The 21532-nt window shown below is 32.7% G+C and carries 22 protein-coding genes; 5 read left to right on the top strand and 17 right to left on the bottom strand.

Annotated features, from left to right (window positions below; genetic code table 11):
- Positions 1–6 precede the first annotated feature (6 nt).
- Both G4L40_RS05405 and G4L40_RS05400 read left to right on the top strand, forming a co-directional pair.
- On the top strand, positions 7–453 hold the full coding sequence (locus G4L40_RS05405; RefSeq protein ID WP_166236133.1) for a FixH family protein: 447 nt from the start codon (positions 7–9) through the stop codon (positions 451–453).
- 10 nt (positions 454–463) lie between these two features.
- Positions 464–1165: a sulfite exporter TauE/SafE family protein gene (locus G4L40_RS05400; RefSeq protein ID WP_166236132.1), complete on the top strand. Its 702-nt coding sequence runs from the start codon at positions 464–466 to the stop codon at positions 1163–1165.
- Positions 1166–1237: 72 nt separating this feature from the next.
- On the opposite strand, the gene G4L40_RS05395 is transcribed toward G4L40_RS05400, so the two are convergent.
- The 3 genes from G4L40_RS05395 to G4L40_RS05385 all read right to left on the bottom strand — a co-directional run bounded on the left by G4L40_RS05395 (position 1238) and on the right by G4L40_RS05385 (position 4893).
- A complete protein-coding gene (locus G4L40_RS05395) occupies positions 1238–2392 on the bottom strand; it encodes an endonuclease (RefSeq protein WP_166236131.1) in 1155 nt (384 codons plus the stop codon).
- 2 nt (positions 2393–2394) lie between these two features.
- The gene (locus G4L40_RS05390; RefSeq protein ID WP_166236130.1) at positions 2395–3612 is read right to left on the bottom strand and encodes an RsmB/NOP family class I SAM-dependent RNA methyltransferase; all 1218 of its coding nucleotides are present in this window, start codon (positions 3610–3612) and stop codon (positions 2395–2397) included.
- Positions 3613–3684: 72 nt separating this feature from the next.
- Positions 3685–4893 carry a hypothetical protein gene (locus G4L40_RS05385; protein ID WP_166236129.1) on the bottom strand — a complete coding sequence of 403 codons (1209 nt, stop codon included), beginning with the start codon at positions 4891–4893 and terminating at the stop codon, positions 3685–3687.
- Between the two features lie 161 nt (positions 4894–5054).
- Here G4L40_RS05385 and G4L40_RS05380 point away from each other — a divergent pair, with 161 nt between their 5' ends.
- Positions 5055–6086 (top strand): WD40/YVTN/BNR-like repeat-containing protein, encoded by a 1032-nt coding sequence (locus G4L40_RS05380; protein WP_235922599.1) that lies wholly within the window; start codon positions 5055–5057, stop codon positions 6084–6086.
- A 34-nt stretch (positions 6087–6120) separates the two neighbouring features.
- Here G4L40_RS05380 and G4L40_RS05375 read toward each other — a convergent pair whose 3' ends face one another.
- From G4L40_RS05375 to G4L40_RS05365, 3 genes are read right to left on the bottom strand one after another with little or no spacing between them, the layout of a single operon-like run.
- Positions 6121–6570, bottom strand: a complete 450-nt coding sequence (locus G4L40_RS05375) for a sensor of ECF-type sigma factor (protein WP_166236128.1) — start codon at positions 6568–6570, stop codon at positions 6121–6123.
- 4 nt (positions 6571–6574) lie between these two features.
- Positions 6575–7006 (bottom strand): hypothetical protein, encoded by a 432-nt coding sequence (locus tag G4L40_RS05370; protein ID WP_166236127.1) that lies wholly within the window; start codon positions 7004–7006, stop codon positions 6575–6577.
- A gap of 30 nt (positions 7007–7036) precedes the next feature.
- On the bottom strand, positions 7037–7579 hold the full coding sequence (locus G4L40_RS05365; RefSeq protein ID WP_166236126.1) for an RNA polymerase sigma factor: 543 nt from the start codon (positions 7577–7579) through the stop codon (positions 7037–7039).
- Positions 7580–7687: 108 nt separating this feature from the next.
- Between G4L40_RS05365 and G4L40_RS05360 the strand changes: the two genes are divergently transcribed.
- Positions 7688–8344 carry an HAD family hydrolase gene (locus tag G4L40_RS05360; RefSeq protein WP_166236125.1) on the top strand — a complete coding sequence of 219 codons (657 nt, stop codon included), beginning with the start codon at positions 7688–7690 and terminating at the stop codon, positions 8342–8344.
- Here the strand turns inward: G4L40_RS05360 and G4L40_RS05355 are convergent.
- The 4 genes from G4L40_RS05355 to G4L40_RS05340 all read right to left on the bottom strand — a co-directional run bounded on the left by G4L40_RS05355 (position 8341) and on the right by G4L40_RS05340 (position 12413).
- Entirely contained in the window at positions 8341–9801 is a 1461-nt protein-coding gene (locus tag G4L40_RS05355; protein ID WP_166236124.1) for a cryptochrome/deoxyribodipyrimidine photo-lyase family protein, read from the bottom strand. The genes G4L40_RS05360 and G4L40_RS05355 overlap by 4 nt on opposite strands.
- A 35-nt stretch (positions 9802–9836) precedes the next feature.
- A complete protein-coding gene (locus G4L40_RS05350; RefSeq protein ID WP_166236123.1) occupies positions 9837–11123 on the bottom strand; it encodes a cryptochrome/photolyase family protein in 1287 nt (428 codons plus the stop codon).
- 119 nt (positions 11124–11242) lie between these two features.
- Positions 11243–11941: an SDR family NAD(P)-dependent oxidoreductase gene (locus tag G4L40_RS05345; protein WP_207785333.1), complete on the bottom strand. Its 699-nt coding sequence runs from the start codon at positions 11939–11941 to the stop codon at positions 11243–11245.
- Between the two features lie 4 nt (positions 11942–11945).
- Complete coding sequence (locus G4L40_RS05340) at positions 11946–12413, bottom strand: SRPBCC family protein (RefSeq protein WP_166236122.1); 468 nt, start codon at positions 12411–12413, stop codon at positions 11946–11948.
- Between the two features lie 134 nt (positions 12414–12547).
- Between G4L40_RS05340 and G4L40_RS05335 the strand changes: the two genes are divergently transcribed.
- On the top strand, positions 12548–13399 hold the full coding sequence (locus tag G4L40_RS05335; protein WP_166236121.1) for a DUF2911 domain-containing protein: 852 nt from the start codon (positions 12548–12550) through the stop codon (positions 13397–13399).
- Between the two features lie 52 nt (positions 13400–13451).
- Here G4L40_RS05335 and G4L40_RS05330 read toward each other — a convergent pair whose 3' ends face one another.
- From G4L40_RS05330 to G4L40_RS05300, 7 genes are all read right to left on the bottom strand, one after another.
- Positions 13452–15164, bottom strand: a complete 1713-nt coding sequence (locus G4L40_RS05330; RefSeq protein ID WP_166236120.1) for a sodium:solute symporter — start codon at positions 15162–15164, stop codon at positions 13452–13454.
- Between the two features lie 213 nt (positions 15165–15377).
- The gene (locus tag G4L40_RS05325; protein WP_166236119.1) at positions 15378–17822 is read right to left on the bottom strand and encodes a PIG-L family deacetylase; all 2445 of its coding nucleotides are present in this window, start codon (positions 17820–17822) and stop codon (positions 15378–15380) included.
- An 84-nt stretch (positions 17823–17906) separates the two neighbouring features.
- Positions 17907–18443, bottom strand: a complete 537-nt coding sequence (locus G4L40_RS05320; RefSeq protein WP_166236118.1) for a mechanosensitive ion channel domain-containing protein — start codon at positions 18441–18443, stop codon at positions 17907–17909.
- Complete coding sequence (locus tag G4L40_RS05315) at positions 18436–19020, bottom strand: Maf-like protein (RefSeq protein ID WP_166236117.1); 585 nt, start codon at positions 19018–19020, stop codon at positions 18436–18438. The genes G4L40_RS05320 and G4L40_RS05315 overlap by 8 nt, the downstream gene beginning before the upstream one ends.
- Positions 19013–19930 carry a geranylgeranylglycerol-phosphate geranylgeranyltransferase gene (locus tag G4L40_RS05310; RefSeq protein WP_166236116.1) on the bottom strand — a complete coding sequence of 306 codons (918 nt, stop codon included), beginning with the start codon at positions 19928–19930 and terminating at the stop codon, positions 19013–19015. The genes G4L40_RS05315 and G4L40_RS05310 overlap by 8 nt, the downstream gene beginning before the upstream one ends.
- Positions 19931–20162: 232 nt before the next feature.
- A complete protein-coding gene (locus G4L40_RS05305; RefSeq protein ID WP_166236115.1) occupies positions 20163–20690 on the bottom strand; it encodes a KdsC family phosphatase in 528 nt (175 codons plus the stop codon).
- The gene (locus G4L40_RS05300; protein ID WP_166236114.1) at positions 20674–21432 is read right to left on the bottom strand and encodes a Rossmann-like and DUF2520 domain-containing protein; all 759 of its coding nucleotides are present in this window, start codon (positions 21430–21432) and stop codon (positions 20674–20676) included. The genes G4L40_RS05305 and G4L40_RS05300 overlap by 17 nt, the downstream gene beginning before the upstream one ends.
- Positions 21433–21532: the final 100 nt, after the last annotated feature.

Here is a 21532-nt window from a genome sequence, read left to right as displayed (position 1 = left end):
ATAGCTATGAAAATTAATTGGGGAACAGGAATAGTAATTGCTTTTGCTTTGTTTATGATTTTTATATTGTCATTTGTGTATAAAGTACAATCAAATCAAAAATATGACAATGAATTAGTTACTGATGAATATTATAAAAAAGAAGCAACAGTTCAAGCAGATATTGAAAAAAAGCAAAATGCAAATGCTTTAAAAAATTTAGTTGTAATTAAAGAAGTCGATGAGGGAATTTCAATTGATTTTCCTTCAGATTTTGATTATTCAAAAATAAATGGAAAAGTGTCCTTTTATAGACCGTCCAGTCAGAAACTTGATTTTGAAATTAAACTTTCACTTTCTAGTCCACATTTGCTCATACCTAAAAGTAATTTGACTGGCGGTCTTTGGGACATTACTATTGATTGGAGTTATGAAGGAAAAGATTATTTGAATAAGGAAACAATATATTATTAAAAAGTTATAAATGCTTTATTCGGCTTTGATATTTGGTTTAATTAGTAGTTTTCACTGCGTAGGAATGTGCGGACCGATTGCTATGATGTTACCTGTTGATAGAAATAATGAAGCCAAAAAAATAACACAAATTATTACGTATCATATTGGGAAATTGACTGCTTATGGAATTTTAGGTCTAGTTTTTGGGTTATTAGGCAGAAGTTTTTATTTGGCAGGTATGCAACAGCAATTGTCAATAATAGTAGGTGTTTTGATGATTGTTGTTGCATTAGTTCCTGAAAAAATATTTGCTAAATACAACTTTTCTAAACCTATTTATAAGGTCATCACAAAAGTTAAATCGAGCTTAGGTCAACAATTTAAAAACAAAAGTTATAAATCCTTATTTACAATTGGTTTATTGAATGGGTTTTTACCTTGTGGAATGGTATATGTAGCTATTTTTGGAGCTATTGCTATGCAAAGTGTTTCATTAGGGGTTTTGTATATGATTCTTTTTGGTATTGGAACAATTCCAATGTTAACCGCCGTGATTTATGTTTCAAATCTTTTGTCATTTTCTTTTAGAGGAACGTTGCAAAAAATGATACCTGTGGTAGCTGTAGTAATAGGAATGTTATTTATTATTAGAGGATTAGGTTTAGATATTCCATATTTATCACCAAGTAATATGAGTTTATTTGTGCAGTCTGAAGCCAATTGTCATTAGTAATTAAAATTAATTTATATAAAAGAAAAGCCTCTTCATTTGAAGAGGCTTTTCTTTTATATTTTAATGGTCTTAGTTTACAAGAACTTTTTTAGTTGTTGTTGCATTTTCAGATGACAATTGTAATAAATAAAATCCTTTTGGTAAGTTAGATAACTTGTAAGTATCATTCTCGACTTTAGATGGATTTTTAATTTCTTGAATAATTTGTCCGTTGATGTTGAATAAAACAATTGATTTTAAATCGTTTGCTGTTGAAACATAAACCTCATTATTAATAGCAGGATTTGGATAAACAGAAATTGAGTTTTCAAATGCAAATGAATCACTTGCTAAATAGCTATTCCAAATAATACCAACATATTCTGGATGGTCTATATATGGATTTCTATTACTTTGGTGATTATAGTAAACGTCATTATTAATCGCAATTTCTTTTGCACTTACAGGGTCATCAGTATGCCATTCATATAAAATATCTAAAAAAGGATTTGTAAAAACCCTACCGATTGATCCGTCAAACATATTTTTAGCTTCACATGTTGCAGCATTTGCTGAACTATAAAACTCATCCATATTATCTTCATAGCGGGTAGCAAAATAGAAAAATGCTCTGGCAACATCACCTTTAAAGTCATCAATAGGCTCAAATACTACATCAGAATATCCTAATGCATATCCTGAATTTATGCCATTTCCTCTTTTAGAACCATTCTGAGAAGTATAGGTTGCTGTACCCACTTTTCCAAAAGGCAAATTGTTTCTATCACCATTTACTTTTCCATCTGATGGAACTACAAAAAATGGGTCATTTTTCATCGGGTTAGTAGCATATCCATCAAAATAAGATTGAGGAATTAAATGTTCTCTGTTATAACAATCGCCTTCACTACTATAAGAGCCACATTGTTGCGTTGTTGTTGAATAAGTGTATGGATCTGATCCAGATGGGTTTTCAGAATATAAATCTAAAAGACTTCCATCATTTTCATAGTAGTTATCTCTAAATGCAGTGTGTGTATAAAGTGTCCAAAGTGCTGCATATCCTTGGTCAGCATGTAAATGTTCAGAAGGAATCCCATCACTTACATTATCAATTATTTTTTTAAGGTTTGTTTTCAAGGTTAAACCTGTACCCGTTGCTGTAGTATAATATCCAGCAGGAATTTGTGCCCAACTAATTAATGAACACAATAAAAACGTTATTAGGGTAATGTTTTTTTTCATATCTATTTATTTTTTCTTTCTAATAAGGCCATGTAAAATCCGTCAAAACCACTTTCATGAGCCAGTACTTTTTTATCTTCAACAAAGGTAAATTCTTTTCCAATTTCAGTACTTAAGAAATGCTTAATTTGTTCTTGATTTTCAGATGGTAAAACTGAACAAGTTGCATACACTAATTTTCCGCCTGGTTTTACAATTTTTGAATAATTTTCTAAAACTTCAGCTTGAACTTTACGAATGTTGTCAATAAATTCAGGTTGTAGTTTCCATTTACTATCTGGGTTTCTTTTTAAGACGCCTAATCCACTACAAGGTGCATCAATTAAAACTCTGTCTGCTTTTTCGTGTAATTTTTTTATTGTTTTTGTACTCTCAATAACTCTTGGTTCGATGTTGAAAGCACCGTTTCTTTTGGCTCTAATTTTTAATTGCTTTAACTTACTTTCGTATAAATCCATTGCAATTAATTGTCCTTTATTTTCCATTAATGAAGCCAAATGCAAGGTTTTTCCACCAGCACCTGCACAAGTATCCACAACACGCATTCCTGGCTGAACATCTAAAAAGTAAGCTACCAATTGTGAAGAAGCATCTTGTACTTCAAACAATCCATCTTTAAAAGCATCTGTTAAAAACACATTTGCTCTTTCGGTTAATATTAAAGCATCTGGATAATCAGTATGAAATTCGGTTGCAATATCCAAATCCATTAAAATAGCTCTTAACTTTTCTTTTGTAGTTTTAAGTTTGTTTACTCTTAAAATTACTTTTGCTTGTTCGTTTTGAGCCGCAATTTCTTTAGTCCATTTTTCTTCACCTAATTCTTTAACACCTAATTCATCCATCCAATCAGGAATTGACTCTTTGAATTTTCTAGTTTTACTTAATTCATCAAATTTCCCTTTAATTCGTCTTACAGGGGTTTCTTCAAAATATTTCCAATCGGGTAGGGTATAACCTCTTAATACTGCCCAAACGGCAAATATTCTCCAAATTTTATCTCTATCAAAAGGTTCTTTTACTTCTGCAATTTCAGTATATAAACGTTTCCATCTTACGATTTCATATATGGTTTCTGCCACGAACTTTCTATCGTGACTTCCCCAACGTTTGTCTTTTTTTAGCGCTCTCGCAACAACTTTATCAGCGTATTCACCTTCGTTAAAAATCGCCATTAGCGAATCAATAGTGGTAAATACTAAATTTCTATGTAATCTCATTTTTATTTTAAATCAGCCTGCAAAGATAGGAATAAAAATAAAAAAAGCTGCCTAAATTGGCAGCTTTATCTTTTATCCTCTTCCAGTGTTTCTTGAACCCGAACTTCTTGAGCCTGAATTGCCTCTTGGAGCACTATTGCGTTGTCCTGAATCGCCTCTCGGCGCACTCATTTTAGGTGAAGATTGTGTTCTTGGCTCAGAGTATCCTCTAGGACTTTCTGTTTTTGGTGAACTTGTTCTTGGTTCTGAATATGTTCTTGGGTTTTCGGCTCTTGGCGTACTTGCTTTTGGAGCATTATTTTTTGGTTCTGAATATGTTCTCGGATTTTCAGTTTTTGGACCGTTATTTCTTGGAGAACTTGTTCTAGGTTCATCATTTACTTCGTTTCCTCTTGGAGTGGTTGCTCTTGGAGAAGAACTATTTCTTGGAGTTCCAACTTCATTATCTCTTGTTCTAGGAGTTGCTGTTGTTGCTCTAGTTCCACTATTAGCTCTTGGTTCTGATGTCATTTCACCTCTTGTTCTAGGAGATTTTATAGTTCTATTGTTGTCTAATTCATGTCGATTAGTGTATCCTGCATTTCTATGTGCAAAAGAACGATTTGTGTGTCTTGATTCATAGCCATTTCCTCTTCTTCCATAATAAGATGAATAAGCAGCATGGCATCTTCTGTGGCTTACATAATGATAAGAATGACCAAAGTTAATATGTACATGAATATGATTTCTATATCTAAATACTGGAAACGGATTCCAATAGTAATAATAGCTCGGATAGTAGTTCCAGTACCAAGAAGAACAATATGGACGATAATTAGTTACCCAAAAAGTGGTATAAATTACCGGTGTATGTACATAAACGGGTTCGTAGATATAGTTTTCACCATACATATAAACGTCGCCCACAACTTGAACCTGAACTCTATTGTTTCTATCGCGTTCAATTTCAATTGTTGCTACATCTTGATAAACGTCTTTGTCTAAAACAGCTTGCACAATAACCAAGTGTACATTGCCTTCTACCGATTCAATCACACGAAGATAATCTACATAATTATCGTTATTTAAATCTAAATTTGAAAGTTGTGCTTTTGGATCGTTAATTCTATTTTCAAAGTCTTCTAAATTAGATGCGTCACCAAATACAGAAGCAATGGCTCTTAAATCTAAGTTATCACTAATATCAGCACTTGAAGCTGTAACGGTAGTTTTTTCCTGAGCAAATAATGATGTCAAAGACAACATTGCTAATGCACTTATAGAAAGTAATTTCGTTTTCATAATTTCTGTATTTTGGTTAAACACTAATTTCATGTTTTATATTAACCAATTTCTGTGCCAAAAAATATTTAATTATTTAATGTATTGATTTTTAATAGTTTATAAAATATTTTCAATGATTAAATTTTATTCACTTATATTTGAGAATATAATTCTACCACATGAAAAACTATTTATTTATCCTTTTAATTTGCTTAGGCTGTGCTTCAAAAAAAGAAATTGTTGCTCCTACATTTGAATCTAAAATTGTTTCTACCGAAAAACTGAGTTGTAGAGCCATTTTTGTTGATGCTGATAAAGTGTGGTTAGGAATGGATAAAGGCAGATATGGTTTTTATGATAAGAAAAAAGATACGTTAGTAATAAAAACAATTCAAAGTGTTTCCAATACTACAGAATTTAGAAGTATTGCGACTACAAGAGAGTCTGTTTTTATTTTAGCTGTTGGAAATCCTGCCAAATTGATTAAAATTGATAAAAAATCGTTGCAAGAAACCATAGTTTACCAAGAAGAAAACGAGAAAGTATTTTATGATAGCATGCAATTTGTTGATGATTTAAACGGTTTTGCAATGGGTGACCCAATAGAAGATTGTTTGTCGTTTATTAAAACAACTGATGGTGGTAATTCTTGGGAAAAAGTTTCTTGTGCAAATTTTCCAAAAGTTAGCGAAGGTGAAGCTGCTTTTGCAACAAGTAACACCAATTTAATCGTAAAAGGGAAATCGATTTTTATGGTTTCTGGCGGCAAGAAATCGCGTGTTTTTGTTTCGCACGATTTTGGAACTTCTTGGCAAGTGTATGAAACACCTATTGTACAAGGTGAAGAAATGACCGGAATTTTTACAGCCGATTTTTACAATGATAAAATTGGAATTATTGCAGGTGGAAATTACCTAAAACAAACTCAAAATTGGTCAAACAAAGCTATTACAACTAATAGTGGAAAAACATGGCAACTAATTTCTGAAAATAAAGCTTTTGGTTATGCTTCTTGTGTTCAATTTGTGCCGAATAGTAATGGGAAAAAGCTAATTTCTGTTGGTGGAACAGGAATGTTTTATTCTTCTGATTTTGGTAAGAGTTGGACGCAATTTTCTGAGGATAAAGATTATTACACCTTTAGATTTGAATCAGAAAAAGTGTTTTATGCCACAGGTAGAAATAAATTAGTTCGGTTTGAAATAAAGTAAAAAAAACGCTCAACTATTAATTGAGCGTTTTTTTTTATCCTTTTCTTTTTTCTCGAATTTGTTTTAATAAATGACGATTGAAATCTTCTTCAGCTTTTTTAAGCTTAATGATTTTTTTAGCACTGATAACGCCTTGCAAGTCTTTAATGAATTTTTTACGAAGCGTAAACAAACTTTCTTCAATAGTTTCCATTTGAGTCAGTAGAGCAGAAGCTTCTTTTTCTGATAATTTTTCAACACTTCCAGGCTCAAATCGATCTAAAATAGCTTTCATTTTTTCATGACGCAACTCGGCTTGTTTGTCATCAAACGCATTATAGATAGGCCAAAATTTTTGTGCTTCTTCAGTAGTTAAATCCAGTTGTTCTGTAATGTATGCTACTTTTAAAGCTTTTACTTTTTCTTTTTTATCCTTAAATCCTTGTGCAAAGGAAATTGAAGTTACTAACAACAATATAAAAGGCAATATAATTTTCGTTTTCATATTTTTATTCGTTTAAAATATAGTCTAGGTTTTCAGTTTCCGATAAATAGGCTTCAATTTCATCACTTTCTGTGGTAGAAACGCCAAGTGTAGATTCTAACTCGGTAATATCTTCGTCTGATAAATGCTGAATCAATTCGTTGGTGTTTACACTTTGCTGTTGTGCTAAATAACTTTCAATAGTAGTAGATTCTAAATTACTTTCACTCGCCATATTAAAATATACTGGAATAGCGATTGCCAATAAAAATAATGCAGCAATACTACTAATCCATACTTGCTTACGGTAAAATAAGGATACTACTTTCACTTCTTTGACTGGTTTTTCAGTAGTAATTTGTTGCATTATTTTGGCTTCAAATTGCTCAAAGTAGCGCTCTGGAGTTTTAAATCCAGAGTTAATTTTATCGTTATTTTCTAAATCAAATCGTTTCATATTTATTAGACAAAAATAGTACTAAAAGGTTTAATTGGTATGTAAAAATTCTTCAATTTTCTTTACAGCTATATGATAACTCGCTTTTAAAGCGCCTACCGAAGTAGTTAAAATTTCAGACATTTCTTCATATTTTAATTCTTCAAAATATTTCATTTTAAAGACAAGTTGTTGTTTTTCGGGTAAAGTAGCAATCGCTTTTTGAAGTTTTAATTGAATTTCATTTCCATCAAAAAACACATCACTTTCTAACTTATTCAATGCTTTTTGTTGGGCTTCTTCGCTGCTGATACCTTGTTTTTTGGCTCTTTGCTGCATAAAAGTAATTGCTTCATTGGTTGCTATTCGGTACATCCATGAGAAAAGTTTACTATCGCCTTTAAAACTCTTTAAATTGGCAAATACTTTAATAAACGTATTTTGTAATACATCATCAGCATCATCATGATTCAAAACCATTCCTCTGACATGATTGTATAAAGGTTTTTGATATAATTGCAAGAGTTTTCTAAACGCTTCATTTTGCGTTTTAGGGTTTAGTAATTCTAATACAAATGCTTTCTCGTCTTGCAAAGTCAATCAATTATTTTCATAAGACTAAAGATATTCAAAAAGGTTTAATACAAATTGTTTTTTTTACGCAAAAAACATTTGCACTTTTGTATTTCTTAAAGAAATGAAATGATACAAACAGTAATTTTTGATATGGATGGTGTAATTGTTGATACCGAACCGGTACATCATTATGCGTATCACAAACACTTTAAACAATTAAATATAGAAGTTTCAGATGAGTTATATGCTTCATTTACTGGAAATTCGACTCGAAATATTTTTCAAAAACTAAAAGAGCGATTCAGTTTAGTGGAAGAGGTCGAAGAGTTGATTTTAACCAAACGAAATCTCTTCAACGATGCTTTTGATTCCAAAGAAGATTTATATTTGATTGAGGGTGTGGAAGATTTAATCAAAGATTTACATGCAAACGGAATACAACTAATTGTAGCTTCTTCAGCTTCAAAGGTGACGATTAATAGAGTGTTTACTCGTTTTAACTTGCATCAATATTTTACACATATCGTTTCAGGTGAAGATTTTCCAAAGTCGAAACCGCATCCTGCAATATTTGAACATGCTGCGAGTTTATCGGTTGCTCCAAAAGAAAATTGCATCGTAATTGAAGATAGTACCAACGGAATTCAAGCAGCAGTTTCAGCAGGAATTTTTTGCGTGGGTTACAATAGTTTTCATTCCAAAAATCAAGATTTATCAAAAGCAAACGTAGTCATTCAGCACTTTAATGAACTGAATTTTGAGAAAGTTCGTGATTTAAACTAACTCATTTCTCTATCTTGAAACGTGTGTTTTTCAACTATTCGTTTGCTATCTTTTTTAACGGACTCGTCTTTTCGCATCGACCAAAAGAAATCACTGGAAAACTTTCTAGCTTCTTCCAAATTCACAATCGGAAATGGATAATCTTTTCCAATTTGAAAGCCATACAACATTTGTTCAATTGGAGTTAATTTCCATGGTTCGTGAATAAATTCAGCCGGTATATTTGCTAATTCAGGAACCCATTTCTTAATAAAATTTCCATCTTCATCATGTTCGTACGAATTTTTCACAGGATTATAAACGCGTAACGTATTAATTCCTGTAACGCCAGCTTGCATTTGAATTTGCGGATAGTGTATTCCAGGTTCAAAATCTAAAAATTGTTGAGCCAAATGTGGACTACAATTTTGCCAAGGTTGGAATAAATGATGTGTATAAAACGACACTACCAAAGCACGCATTCTAAAATTCAAATAACCAGTCGTATTCAAACAACGCATACAAGCATCAACCAACGGAACACCTGTTTTTCCAGTAATCCAAGCCTTGTGATATTTTTCATTAACTCTTTGATTCAAATTGCGATAGCCTTTATTAACGGCAATGAATTCCATTGAACATTCCATCTCAAATTTCTGAATGAAATGTGCTTGCCAACGTAAACGTGAAGCAAAATTAGAAATCTGACGTTTGAATTTTCCTTGCCGATGAATTTCCCAAGCTTTGGTGTACACTTGTCGAATTGATAAATTTCCCCATGCAATATAAGGCGATAATCGGCTACAACCTTTTCTAGCCAATTCAGGTTTTGAAATGTGATTGCTATAATTTTGAACGCGTTCTTCAAAAAATGAATTCATATAGCGAATGGCTGTTGGAACACCACCTTTTTGAAAATTAGCATTGTGAGTGGTTTTTATGGAAGGAATATCAAAAGTATTTTCCAACTCTTCAATTTCGATATATTTTACAAAACTTCTTGACGTTGGATTGAAAGGTAAGCAGTCTTTATCCATGTAATCATACCAATCTTCTTTCCATGTATTTCGGTTTTTGATGCCGCGAATAACGCCATTTGTGATGTGTTCTTTCCAAATGATTCCTTTCTCTTCCAGTAAATCAGCTACTGCTAAATCTCTTTCGTAAGTTAATTTTATTCCTGTTTCTTGATGAGAATATATTTCTCGAATTGAAATGAGTTTCGATAGTTTTTCAAAAACAGCAACGGCTTCGCCTTGAACAATTAAAATTTGGGTATGATATTTTAAAAGCTCTTTTTGTAGTGCTTCTAATGATTGTTTTATAAAATCAAAATGACGTCGACTATAGTGATAATCGTTCATCAACGAAGGTTCGAAAATGTAAAGCAATAAAGTTTTCCCAGAAGTCGATAAAGCTTCATGTAAGGCTTCATGATCGTGCAAACGCAAATCTCTCTTGAACCAAACAATTTTCATTTTTTACGTTTTATAGTGTTTAGAGCAACGCTATTTTATCCAACCGCTTCTTTGTAAACTTTAAGGCATTTTTCTCGAGCTTCTTTGTGGTCTACAATAGGTTTTGGGTAATATTGGGTTTCCAATTCAGGAACCCATTTTTTGATGTATTTTAAGTTTTTATCAAACTTCTTGATTTGTTCTGTTGGGTTGAAAATTCGGAAATAAGGTGCGGCATCAACTCCAGAACCTGCAGCCCATTGCCAATTTCCAACGTTACTCGCCATTTCGTAATCTAAAAGGTTTTGAGCGAAATAAGCTTCGCCCCAACGCCAATCAATTAGGAGATGTTTGCACAAAAAACTAGCCACAATCATACGCACACGATTGTGCATGTGACCAGTTTTATTCAATTCGCGCATTCCCGCATCAACAAATGGATAACCTGTTTTTCCTTGACACCATTTTTGAAATAAATCTTCATTGTTTTCCCAAATAATAGCATCATATTTTGGTCGGAAACTTGCATTTTTTGTATGTGGGAAATGCCATAAGATTTGCATGAAGAATTCTCGCCAAATCAATTCGTTCCAAAAGGTTTCGTTCTTTTCAGTGATAGCTTTTCCAATCATTTTTCGAATAGAAATCGTTCCAAATCGCAGATAAATTCCCAAATAAGAAGTTTTATTTAAAGCAGGAAAATTTCGCGTAGCTTCGTAATTCTGAATTAAATTTTTCGAAACATCATAAGGAGTTACTTGAATTTTAGATTTTTCAAAACCAATATCGGCCAACGATAAAAAAGGGTAGAAGTGCTTTGCAATTTTAGCCAATTTCTCTTCCGATGGATAATGAACTAATTTAATTTTCTTGAAATTTTCCTTCCATTTTTTTGAGTATGGCGTATACACCACATACGGACTTCCATCGTCTTTTACCACTTCACTTTTTTCGAAAATAACCTGGTCTTTTGAGGTTAAAAACGAAATTCCTTTACTTACGAACAACTGATTCATTTCCTTATCACGTTTGCGAGCATAAGGTTCGTAATCGTGATTAGTGTAAACCGATGAAACGCTGTTTTCAGCAATTAGTTTTTCAAAAACTTCAATTGGGTTTCCATGAAAAACAGCCAATGATTTTCCGTGTTTCTTCAATTCCGATTGAATTTTCTCTAATTGTTCATGAATAAAAGTAACGCGAGCATCATTTTTTGGTAATTGCGACAGAATGTTTTCATCAAAAATAAAAATAGGTAACACTTCTTCATCGCTATTTAAAGCATGAAAAAATCCAACGTTGTCGTCTACTCTTAAATCGCGTCTAAACCAAAAGATGTTCATGTTTATTTGTTGTTTTTGTTTCAAGTTTCAAGTTTCAGGTTTCAAGTTTTATTGTCATTCCGCCGAAAGTAGGAATCTCCTATGAAATAGGCTTACATTTTAGCGAAGCGAAAATTTCGTTATCCATTTACTAATAAAGTTGACATTCCGCCATCTACGTGGAAAATTTGTCCCGAAATCCAACTGCTTTTATCACTTAATAAAAAGGTTGCCATTTGTGCACTGTCTTCTGGTTTTCCAAATCGTTTTAAAGGATGACGTTCGGCAGATTTTTCTTGTTTACTTTCGTTATTCAAGAATTTATCGGCTAAAGGTGTGTCTGTTAATGATGGCGCAATTACGTTAACTCTAATTTTTGGAGCATATTCTGCGGCTAATGCTTTTGCAAACCCTTCGATAGCACCTTTAGAAGCCGCAACACTCGTGTGAAATGGCATTCCCATAGTAGCTGCAACACTACTAAAAGTAACAATACTAGCTTGTTCCGATGCTAATAAATTAGGCAAAACGGATTGAATTACTTTTACCAAACTTATGAAATTAATTTGTAAATCGGCTTCAAAAGCTTCTGGTTTTAATCCTTTAAATGGTCTTAAATTAATGCTTCCTGGACAATATACTAATCCATCAATCACAGCAGGTAGTTGAGCAGTATCAAGAGTATCTGTGGTTGCATCGAATGGAATATGAATTGCTTTAACATCGGCTATGTTTTCATTGCTTCTTGAAGCGATATAAACGTTATTTTCAAATTGTAGTTCTTTTGCTATGGCTAATCCAATTCCATACGAACCGCCAATTAACAGTATGTTTTTCATGATGTTATCCTTTAAATTCGCCAAATAATTCGATTAGTTTTTTTCTTCTGTAGTCAAATATTTCATCCAATTTCGGTTTAACCAATATGGGATGAACTAGTTGACCTATAATACCAAACGGCACTTTATAATCTACAATATCTTCCATTTCAACACCACCAGGAATTTCTTTGATGAAATGTTTGTGATGCCACAGTGCGTATGGGCCAAAACGTTGCTCGTCAACAAAATACTTTTTATCAACAACGTGTGTGATTTCTGTAACCCATTTTGCAGGAATGCCTAAAACTGGGGTTACTATATATTGTATAATTTGTCCAGGAAACATTGGTCGGTCTGCTCCTGAAAGGATTTTAAATCCCATGTAATCAGGTGTAATAAGTTGTAGGTTTTTAGGGTCAGATAGTAATTCCCATGCTTTGTCAATGCTGATTGGTAAATTTTGTTTGGTATGTAAGCGATATATTTTCATCTTATTTTTTTTGTAAAGTTACAAATTTGTTTAACATATATTGAAAATGATTAAACAATAATATTTCATTTAAGTTATTCTTAACATTTGAATCGCTAACAATTTGTAATTTTGGAAAACTAAAAATCAAATCTATGAGAAAAGTTATTGTGATATTGGCGGTAATGCTTGCCAATTTTTTTGTTGAAGCACAGGTAAAAACACCTCAAGCTAGTCCAGCCGCTAAGGTAGAGCAGGTGGTAGGTTTAACTAATATTCAAATTGATTATTCAAGACCTAGTGCAAAAGGGAGAACTGTTTATGGTGATTTAGTTCCATTTGGAAAAAACTGGAGAACAGGTGCCAATGCCAATACGACTATTTCTTTTAGTGAAAATGTAAAAGTATGTGGTAAAGATCTTGCAAAAGGAAAATATGCATTATATACTACACCAAAAGCTGATAGTTGGGATATTATTTTTTATACAGATACTAATAATTGGGGATTACCAGAAGTATGGGATGAAGTTAAAGTTGCTTTAAGAGTTACTGTTAAGCCAGAAACTTTATCGAAATCGGTTGAATCGTTTTCTATTTTTTTAAATAATTTATCAAACGATTCTGGGGTATTAGAATTGTCTTGGGAGAGAACAATTGTTTCTGTGCCTTTTACAGTTCCTACGCAAGAAGCAGCTATGAAGAGTATTGAAAAAACATTAGCAGGTCCATCTGCTGGAGATTATTTTGCTGCGGCTCAATATTTTTATCAAACTAACGGTGATTTGAATAAAGCTCTTTCATGGGTAAACTCTGCGGTTAGTTTGTCTCCAAAAGATAAAGATGTTCCATATTGGTATTTGCGATTAAAATCATTGATTCAGGCTAAATTAGGTGATAAAAAAGGAGCTATACAAACGGCTAAATTATCACTTGAAGGTGCAATCAAAGAAGGAAATGCTGATTATGAAAAAATGAATAAAGACAGTATTGCTGAATGGTCAAAATAATAGTTAAGTGTTAATTCAAAATGTAAAAGTCCAGTTTATAACTGGACTTTTTTTATGCTTCTTTTTTATTGAAAAATTGTTGCAATACAAATGAAATTCCTAAGGTGAGCACTACACCGATTAAATTTAACCATAGATAGCCTAATTTTTCACTCTCATTTGATTCAAAGAAAATATACTGTAGAAAAATTAAAATTACAATAGTTTGACTGATGATTCCTCCATAAAAAACAGCTTTCCCTTTGATGTATTTAATATAAAAACCGATTAAGAAAATCCCTAAAACAGTACCATAAAATATAGAACCGATAATATTTACCAATTGAATTAGATTTTCAAATAACGAACTTACACAAGCAAAGCCTATCGCTACAATTCCCCAAAACAAAGTAAAATATTGTGTGGTATAAACATAATGTTTATCTGATTTATGAGGAACATTTCGTTTGTATAAGTCAATCGCGGTGGTTGCAGCTAGCGAATTTAATCCAGAAGCACTTGACGACATCGCTGCACTGATAATCACAGCTAACAACAATCCTAGCAGTCCTTTGGGTAAATAATTCATGATAAAGTATAAGAACACATAATCTTTATCATTGGTTTCTGCACTTTTATCTGCTTTTGAAATTAAGGTTTTGGCATCGTCTCTTAGTTCTTTTTCTTCCAAAGACAAAGCAATCATTTTTTTGCGCAACGTAGGGTTGTCGTATTCGTTGTGTTTTAATTGTTCAATATAAATTTGATTAACTACTTTTTTATCAATATTGACTTGATTCAGTTGTTTTTCTAAATCGTGATAGGCTTCTTTTTGTGAGGAACTGGATACTTTTTCTACATTGATAGGATTAAAGTGCAAAGGCGCGTCGTTGAACTGAAAAAACACAAAAACCAATACACCAGTTAATAGTATGAAAAACTGCATAGGTACTTTTAAAATACCATTCATAATTAATCCCATTTGGCTTTCTTTGATTGATTTTCCTGAAAGATAACGACCTACTTGCGATTGATCAGTACCGAAATAAGACAGCATTAAGAAGAATCCACCAGTTATACCACTCCAAAAGGTGTAGCGTGTTTCTGGATTATATGAAAAATCCAAAATATCCATTTTGCCATTAGCACCCGCAATATGCAAAACATTTGAAAAGTCTACATCTTGTGGTAAATGTGCTAGAATTACAAAAAAAGTAATAAACATGCCCGACATAATCACAAACATCTGTTGTTTTTGCGTGACATTAACAGCTTTTGTACCTCCAGAAACGGTGTAGATGATGACTAAAACTCCAATTATGATATTCAACATTGTCAAATTCCAACCCAAAAGCGCCGATAAAATAATAGAAGGGGCATAGATAGTGATTCCGGTTCCTAAACCTCTTTGAATTAAAAATAACACAGATGCTAAGGTTCTGGTTTCTACATTAAAACGTTGTTCTAAATATTCGTAGGCAGTGAATACTTTTAATTTATGATAAATAGGAATGAAGGTATAAGCAATCACAATCATGGCTAAAGGCAATCCAAAATAGAACTGCACAAATCCCATCCCGTCATGATAGGCTTGTCCGGGTGTGGATAAAAAAGTAATAGCACTGGCTTGTGTTGCCATGACCGAAATACCAACCGTAAACCAAGGTGTTTCGTTGTTGTCTAACAAATAATCTTTCACGGTTGCGCTTCCTTTGGTTTTTAAAGCGCCATAAACTACAATAAAGAATAGGGTTGTGGATAATACAATCCAATCTAAGATTTCCATATTAGTTGTATATTTCCATTAGTAAATAGAAAATCAAAATATAAAGCGCATTTAGTATCAGCACGACACTATAGCTTTTTTTCCATTTGTATTTTGGTTCCATAAAGTTTTTTTGTTTCAAGTTTCAAGTTTTCTGATTCTGTCATTCCGAGCTTGCAAGGAATCTCCTAACCCTAGGTAACTGCTAAACAAAGTTTAGCTCATTATCCATCATCAATCCAAGGCAATCATATTTGCTAATAATCTGTAAGCACCACAAACACCTTCGGGTAATTCTCTAAAAAAACTAAGACCTGTGTAAATGTAGTTTCCTTTTCCATATTTTGCAATAAGTAATCCGCCTTGTTTTGGAGTTTCACCTTCGTCATTGGATGCAATAATAGGAATAAATTCAGTACTCCATTTGTTTGGATAATATAACCCTTGTTCTTGTACCCAACCTAAAAAGTCTTTTTCAGTAATTTTATTAGGTTGATTCAGTACTTTATGATTTGGTGCTAAGAAAGTAACTTTCGCGTTTTCATCCGTAACTCTTTCGTTGGATAATTTTAATTCAAAGGGCGCTATTTCTTTGGTAATTAAATTATTAGTTGTGTTGTATTGAACTATTAGATTACCTCCGTTAGCCACATAATCAAATAATATTTTATTCTTATATTTTAATTCATCCACTACATTAAAAGCTCTAATTCCTAAAATTACCGCATCAAATTGTTGAATAGTTGTTTCCGTAATTTCACTTGGATGAATGGTAGTAACTTTAAAACCTAGATTTTCTAAGTTTTTGTGTACTTCGTCTCCTGCTCCCATAATATATCCTATGTTTTTACCTTTCGTTTCAATGTCCAATTTCACTAATTTTGATTCCGATGGGACTAAAATGGTTTGCTTAGGAATGTGTGGATATTGAATACTAACCAGCTTTTGATCTAAAATGGTGTTTTCAATTTGAACCTTTGTTTTTAGTGTGGTAGCAATTTCTGGTTTTGTTGGGTATAGTGTAAATGTATATTTCTTTTCTTCATTTTTTGAGGTAATTTCAAACGGAATCTCTTTAGGACTTACTTTCCAATCTGCCGGAATTACAACACTTACTATACCTTTAACATTGGGTTTATGTGCTTTAATCGCTACAATTATTTCTTTAGATTGTGTACCGTTGAAAATAATTACTTCAGGTTCAATTTTAGTAGTAACAGCAGGCAAAACAGTAAACGGAACATAAGTTTCTCCATCGTCTGGATTGTTGAATTTATAACAAATGTTTTTTACAAATTCTATCGTTTTACCTTCTATTTCGATGGTAAAAACAACTGGGAATTGTACCGTAACTTCAGGAAGAATACGAATGGATTTATCTGATACATGATACATTCCTTCTGTCTTAGGTTCTTTTAACCAAAATAAGTTCGAATAATCAATAACTTCACCAACCTGTACATTTTTTAGTTGAAAGCTTATCTTTTCATTGTTTTTTAAGGCAATATTTTTCGTATCAGTTGGAACTTCTAAAGCTTTCACGGATATTAATTTAGCATTCGATTGACTTCGATTAATGACTTCAATATTGATGTTGAATGGGCTATCTTTTGTTGTGGTTTCTGTATCTGCAACTGCTTCCATAAATAAGCCACTACAAGCTTCCATTATTTTAATGATTTGTTTGGATTTGATGGATTTCCAATGCGCATCTTCTAATTTCTGAATCAAATCATATGCTTTTATCAAATTAGGGATATGAACAGACGGGTTTTCGAAGTTGAAATTTTGCTCCATCTCATTTAATATTGCACCGATTTCTGTACCGCCTTTTACGCGATTCCAAGACGTGTCAATTCCTTCAAATAGGTTTGCATTATTGGGTAAATCACCTTTTAAGAGTTCTAAATATTCGGTTTCATCACCACGGCTTCCAATGGTTCCAAAACCTTGGCATTTGTGCTGACTGCGACTCAAAGCTGCTATTTCATTGTTACTTTTTCCTTTTAACGGATAATAAACATTGGAGTTTATAGCCAATAATTTTGATTTGTCAGCGGCATCAAATGCTTCCTGACTTCCGTAAAACCACCATGAAGTATTGAAAAAGATTCGTTTGGGTTTGTATTTTACCAAATCATACGCTTCCAAACTTAACATTGCTGATGCAGTATGATGTCCGTGTGTTGTTCCAGGCGTACTGTGATTAAAACGATTAATAATAATATCGGGTTGAAACGTTTCAATGACTTGTACAACGTCTTCTAATACTTCATTTTTATTCCAAATGGCAAAGGTTTCATTCGGTTCTTTTGAAAAGCCAAAATCATTGGCACGGGTAAAAAATTGTTCACCGCCATCAATTCTTCTTGCGGCTAATAATTCTTGTGTTCTAATAGCGCCTAATTTTTCTCTTAATTCGGTTCCAATTAAATTTTGTCCGCCATCACCACGAGTTAACGATAAATAAGCCGTTTGCGCATGATAATAATTCGAAAAATAGGTTATCAATTTGGTGTTCTCATCATCTGGATGAGCTGCTACATACAATACTTTGCCTAAAAAATTTAGTTTTTGTACTTGTTCGTATATTTCCACCGAACTCAGTTTTTGAGGCGCTTGTGCAAATGTTGTGAGGCTTGTAAATACAAAAAGGAGTAAAGTAATGTTTCTGTTCATTGCTATGGTTTTGATTCAAAAATAAGGAAATAAAAAAAAGGAAGTTTTAATTGCTTCCTTTTTAACACTATTTTATTAATTGATTTAATCAAAAAATTCTTTTTCTTCAGTGATTCTATACACTACTGAAATTCCTTTCTGCATTAATAAATTGTTGGGATAGGTTATCATTTCGCCATCTGTAGATTTTAAAATTACATAAAAGGCTTTGATATCAACAATTTCTCCTTCTACAGGAAAATCTTTGTCGTGTATTTTAATTTTATCTCCAATTTTAAACGGATAAGAAAAGAAAATGATAATTCCAGCAGTAATGTTACTCAAAATAGACCATTGGGCAAACGATGCCACACCAACAACGGCAAATACAGATGAAATAAACAGTAAAATTTGATCTTTCTTTACTCCCCAAATGATGACAATGGATATAAGTGCTAAAATCCCTAATAGTAAGTTGATGTATTTGATAACCAGATTGGTACGGTGCTCTAATATTTCATTCAAATTGGCATATTTACGAACAATCTTACTGCTTACTACTCTAAAAATAATGTATAAAAAAACGACCAACAATGTGGCAATCTCTTCATGTAAATAGGGATTTTCGATTAGTTTAAACATAATGCATTAATTTTTGAAATAACATTTCTGTGGGCAAACCAACAACATTGGTATAGGAACCTTCTATTTTTTCAATTCCAATTAAACCAATCCAATCTTGAATACCATAACTACCTGCTTTATCAAATGGTTTGTATTGGTCTAGATAATAACGAATATGCTCCTCTGCTAGGGTAGCAAAGGTTACTTTTGTCACACAATGAAATGTTTCGGTTTTGGTTGATGTTTTTATACAAACCGAAGTAATAACTTCATGGGTTTGACCGCCTAGCTCTTGCAACATTTTGAAAGCATCATCATAATCTTTAGGCTTACCCAAAGCTTTTCCATCCAACCAAACGATAGTGTCGCTGGTAATTAGGATATCGTTTTCCTTTAATTCATTTTCAAACGCATTGGCTTTTAACTCAGCTAAAAAATTAGTGATTTCTGCTGCTTTTAAATGATTGGGATAAATTTCTTCCACTTCTTTTAACTGAATAGAAAAAGCCAAATCCATTTCTTTAAAAAACTGTTGCCTTCTCGGTGAACCTGAAGCTAGGATAATGTTTTTATGTTGTAATATGGTATTAAGCATATTTTAAATTTAATACAATTACAGCAACAGATAGTATGCCAAAGAATAGCACAATTTTTAATAGCGTACTTAAAAAGTGGTATTCTTTTTTATCCTGGGCTTGAATTAGTTTAACGCCAAGAAAAATAAGTGGTCCTACAATGAAAACCAAACCATAATACAATACATAATTTAAATCAAAAAGGTGTACTTTAATGTAGTATACCAAAAGAGCAATAGCGGTTACTGTTAAAATGCCTACAAGAATTTTGGTTTTGTTGATTCCTATTGCAATGGGTAGGGTATTGATACCTGTTGCACTATCTCCATCCATATCTTCTAAATCTTTAACCAATTCTCTAATCAAGTTGATGATAAAAGCAAAAATAGCATAATCAACCAAAATATTAAATGCTTCACCCATTCTGATTTTGTTGTCCATATCAGTAGCTGGGAATATATCAAATAGCGCAATAATTAAGATGCTTACCGATAGTAAAAATGCTACGATTACATTTCCTAAAAGCGGAATTTGTTTCAAATTAGTAGCATATACATATAATAGGGTAGCGACTAAAATAAACATAGAAGCAAAGGTTGGTTTATAAATCACATTGGATAAATAAAACCCAATTCCAACACCAACAATGGTTAAGCCAATGTACCAATTATAAGCCACGGTTTCCGAAATAGAAACGCCTACTACACGATTTTGAGGTTTCGCAATTTCATCAGTGTCTTGGTCCATAATGTTGTTGATGACATAACCACCAGCCGCAATACAAACAGTTGAGAGCACCAATAAAATATAATTTAAATCGGTTAGCGCCATGTCTACATAAGAATTTGCTAAGAATAAATAACGGAAAACCAATTGCATGAAAGCAAGCATCAGTAGGTTTTGGAATCGAATTAGTTTTAGGTATTTCATTTTTGTTTTCTTTGTTTCAGGTTTCAGGTTTCAGGTTTCGGGTTTTTTGGAACGCTGATTGAATAAATTTTTTATAATCTTTTATGAACTTTAATTGAAGTAAAACATAACTTAAATTTTACTCATATGACTTATATGGTTCATTATTTAGCTCAAAGTCACACAATGTCAATCACAATTTTTTTGCGTCCTTTACGAAAAGTCTTTGTGTTCATTGCGTTAAAATCAACTTTTAATCAAATTTCGCATCAAAATGTTCCATCCATTTGCCTTGTACTTTCATTACTTGTTCAATTACATCTCTAACGGCACCTTTTCCGCCTTCTATGTGCGAAATGTATTTGGAAAGTCCTTTGATTTCAGGCACAGCGTTTTGTGGACATGTAGGTAACCCTACCAATTTCATTACGTGATAATCAGGAATATCATCTCCCATATATAACACGTTTTCGGGTTTAATATTGTAAATATCGGTGAATTCTTTAAAGGTTTCAACTTTGTCTGAAACACCTAAATGAATATCGGTAATGCCTAAATTTCGTAAACGCAAAAACACACCTTCGTTACTTCCGCCAGAAATAATACATACGGTGTATCCATTTTCTACAGCGGCTTTCATCGCATAACCATCTCGGATATTCATATTGCGAAGCATTTCGCCAGTTGGGGTTACGTGAATGGTTCCGTCTGTTAACACTCCATCTACATCAAAGACGAAAGTGGTGATTTGGTTCATGAGCTCTTTATAACTTTTTGACATTTTGTATGGATTGTGTAAGTAATTGATATAGTTCTTTATATTTTGGATTTTCTAAGAAATCTAAATGTTTTACAATGGTTTTGGTATCGTTTCGTAAGGCAGGACCTGTTTGCGCTTCTTTGGGCGAAAGTTCCATTATTTTGTGTGCTGTTTCCTGAATTAAAGGATGCAATACTTCAAACGGAACATTATTTTCTTCGCAAATTTCATTCCCAATTTGGTACAAATGATTCACAAAATTACAAACAAAAACCGCAGCTACGTGCAAGCTTTTACGCTGTTCTGAGTTGATGCGCACAACTTTTTGACTAATACAATTCCCTAATTTTTCTAAAAGTAGGTAATCGGTTTCATTTTCTGCTTCCAAACAAATAGGAATAGGAGCGAAGTCGATTTCTTTGCCTTTGGAAAATGTTTGCAACGGATAAAAAACACCTTTTCTGTTTTTATCATTCAAAACGGATAGGGCAGACGAACCCGAAGTATGTACTACCAAACGATTTTCAAAAGGCAATTGCGAAGAAACTTCCGCAATAGCATTATCCGAAACCGAAATGATATACAAATCAGCTTCCGTAATTTTTTGATAATCAGCGGTAATTTTAGTTTCTGGAAGCAAATGCGACAAATGATTTGGTGTACGCGCAAACGCTTGCACCAAATCCACATCTTTAGCCTGTAACAACACCTGAATTAAGTGCTGTGCCACATTTCCAGAACCAATTAAAACGACTTTTATCATGGCGTAAAAATAGTGAATTTTGAGGAAATTTTGTAATAAAAAAACTCCCGAATCAAATGAGTCGGGAGTTTTTTTATTTTGATGTAGCAACTAATTCAGC

It is taken from the genome of Flavobacterium celericrescens (assembly GCF_011392075.1).
GTDB classification, from domain to species: Bacteria; Bacteroidota; Bacteroidia; order Flavobacteriales; family Flavobacteriaceae; genus Flavobacterium; species Flavobacterium celericrescens.
The sequence above is the reverse complement of the archived record's forward strand: the minus strand, read 5'-3'. Positions and strand labels throughout refer to the sequence as shown.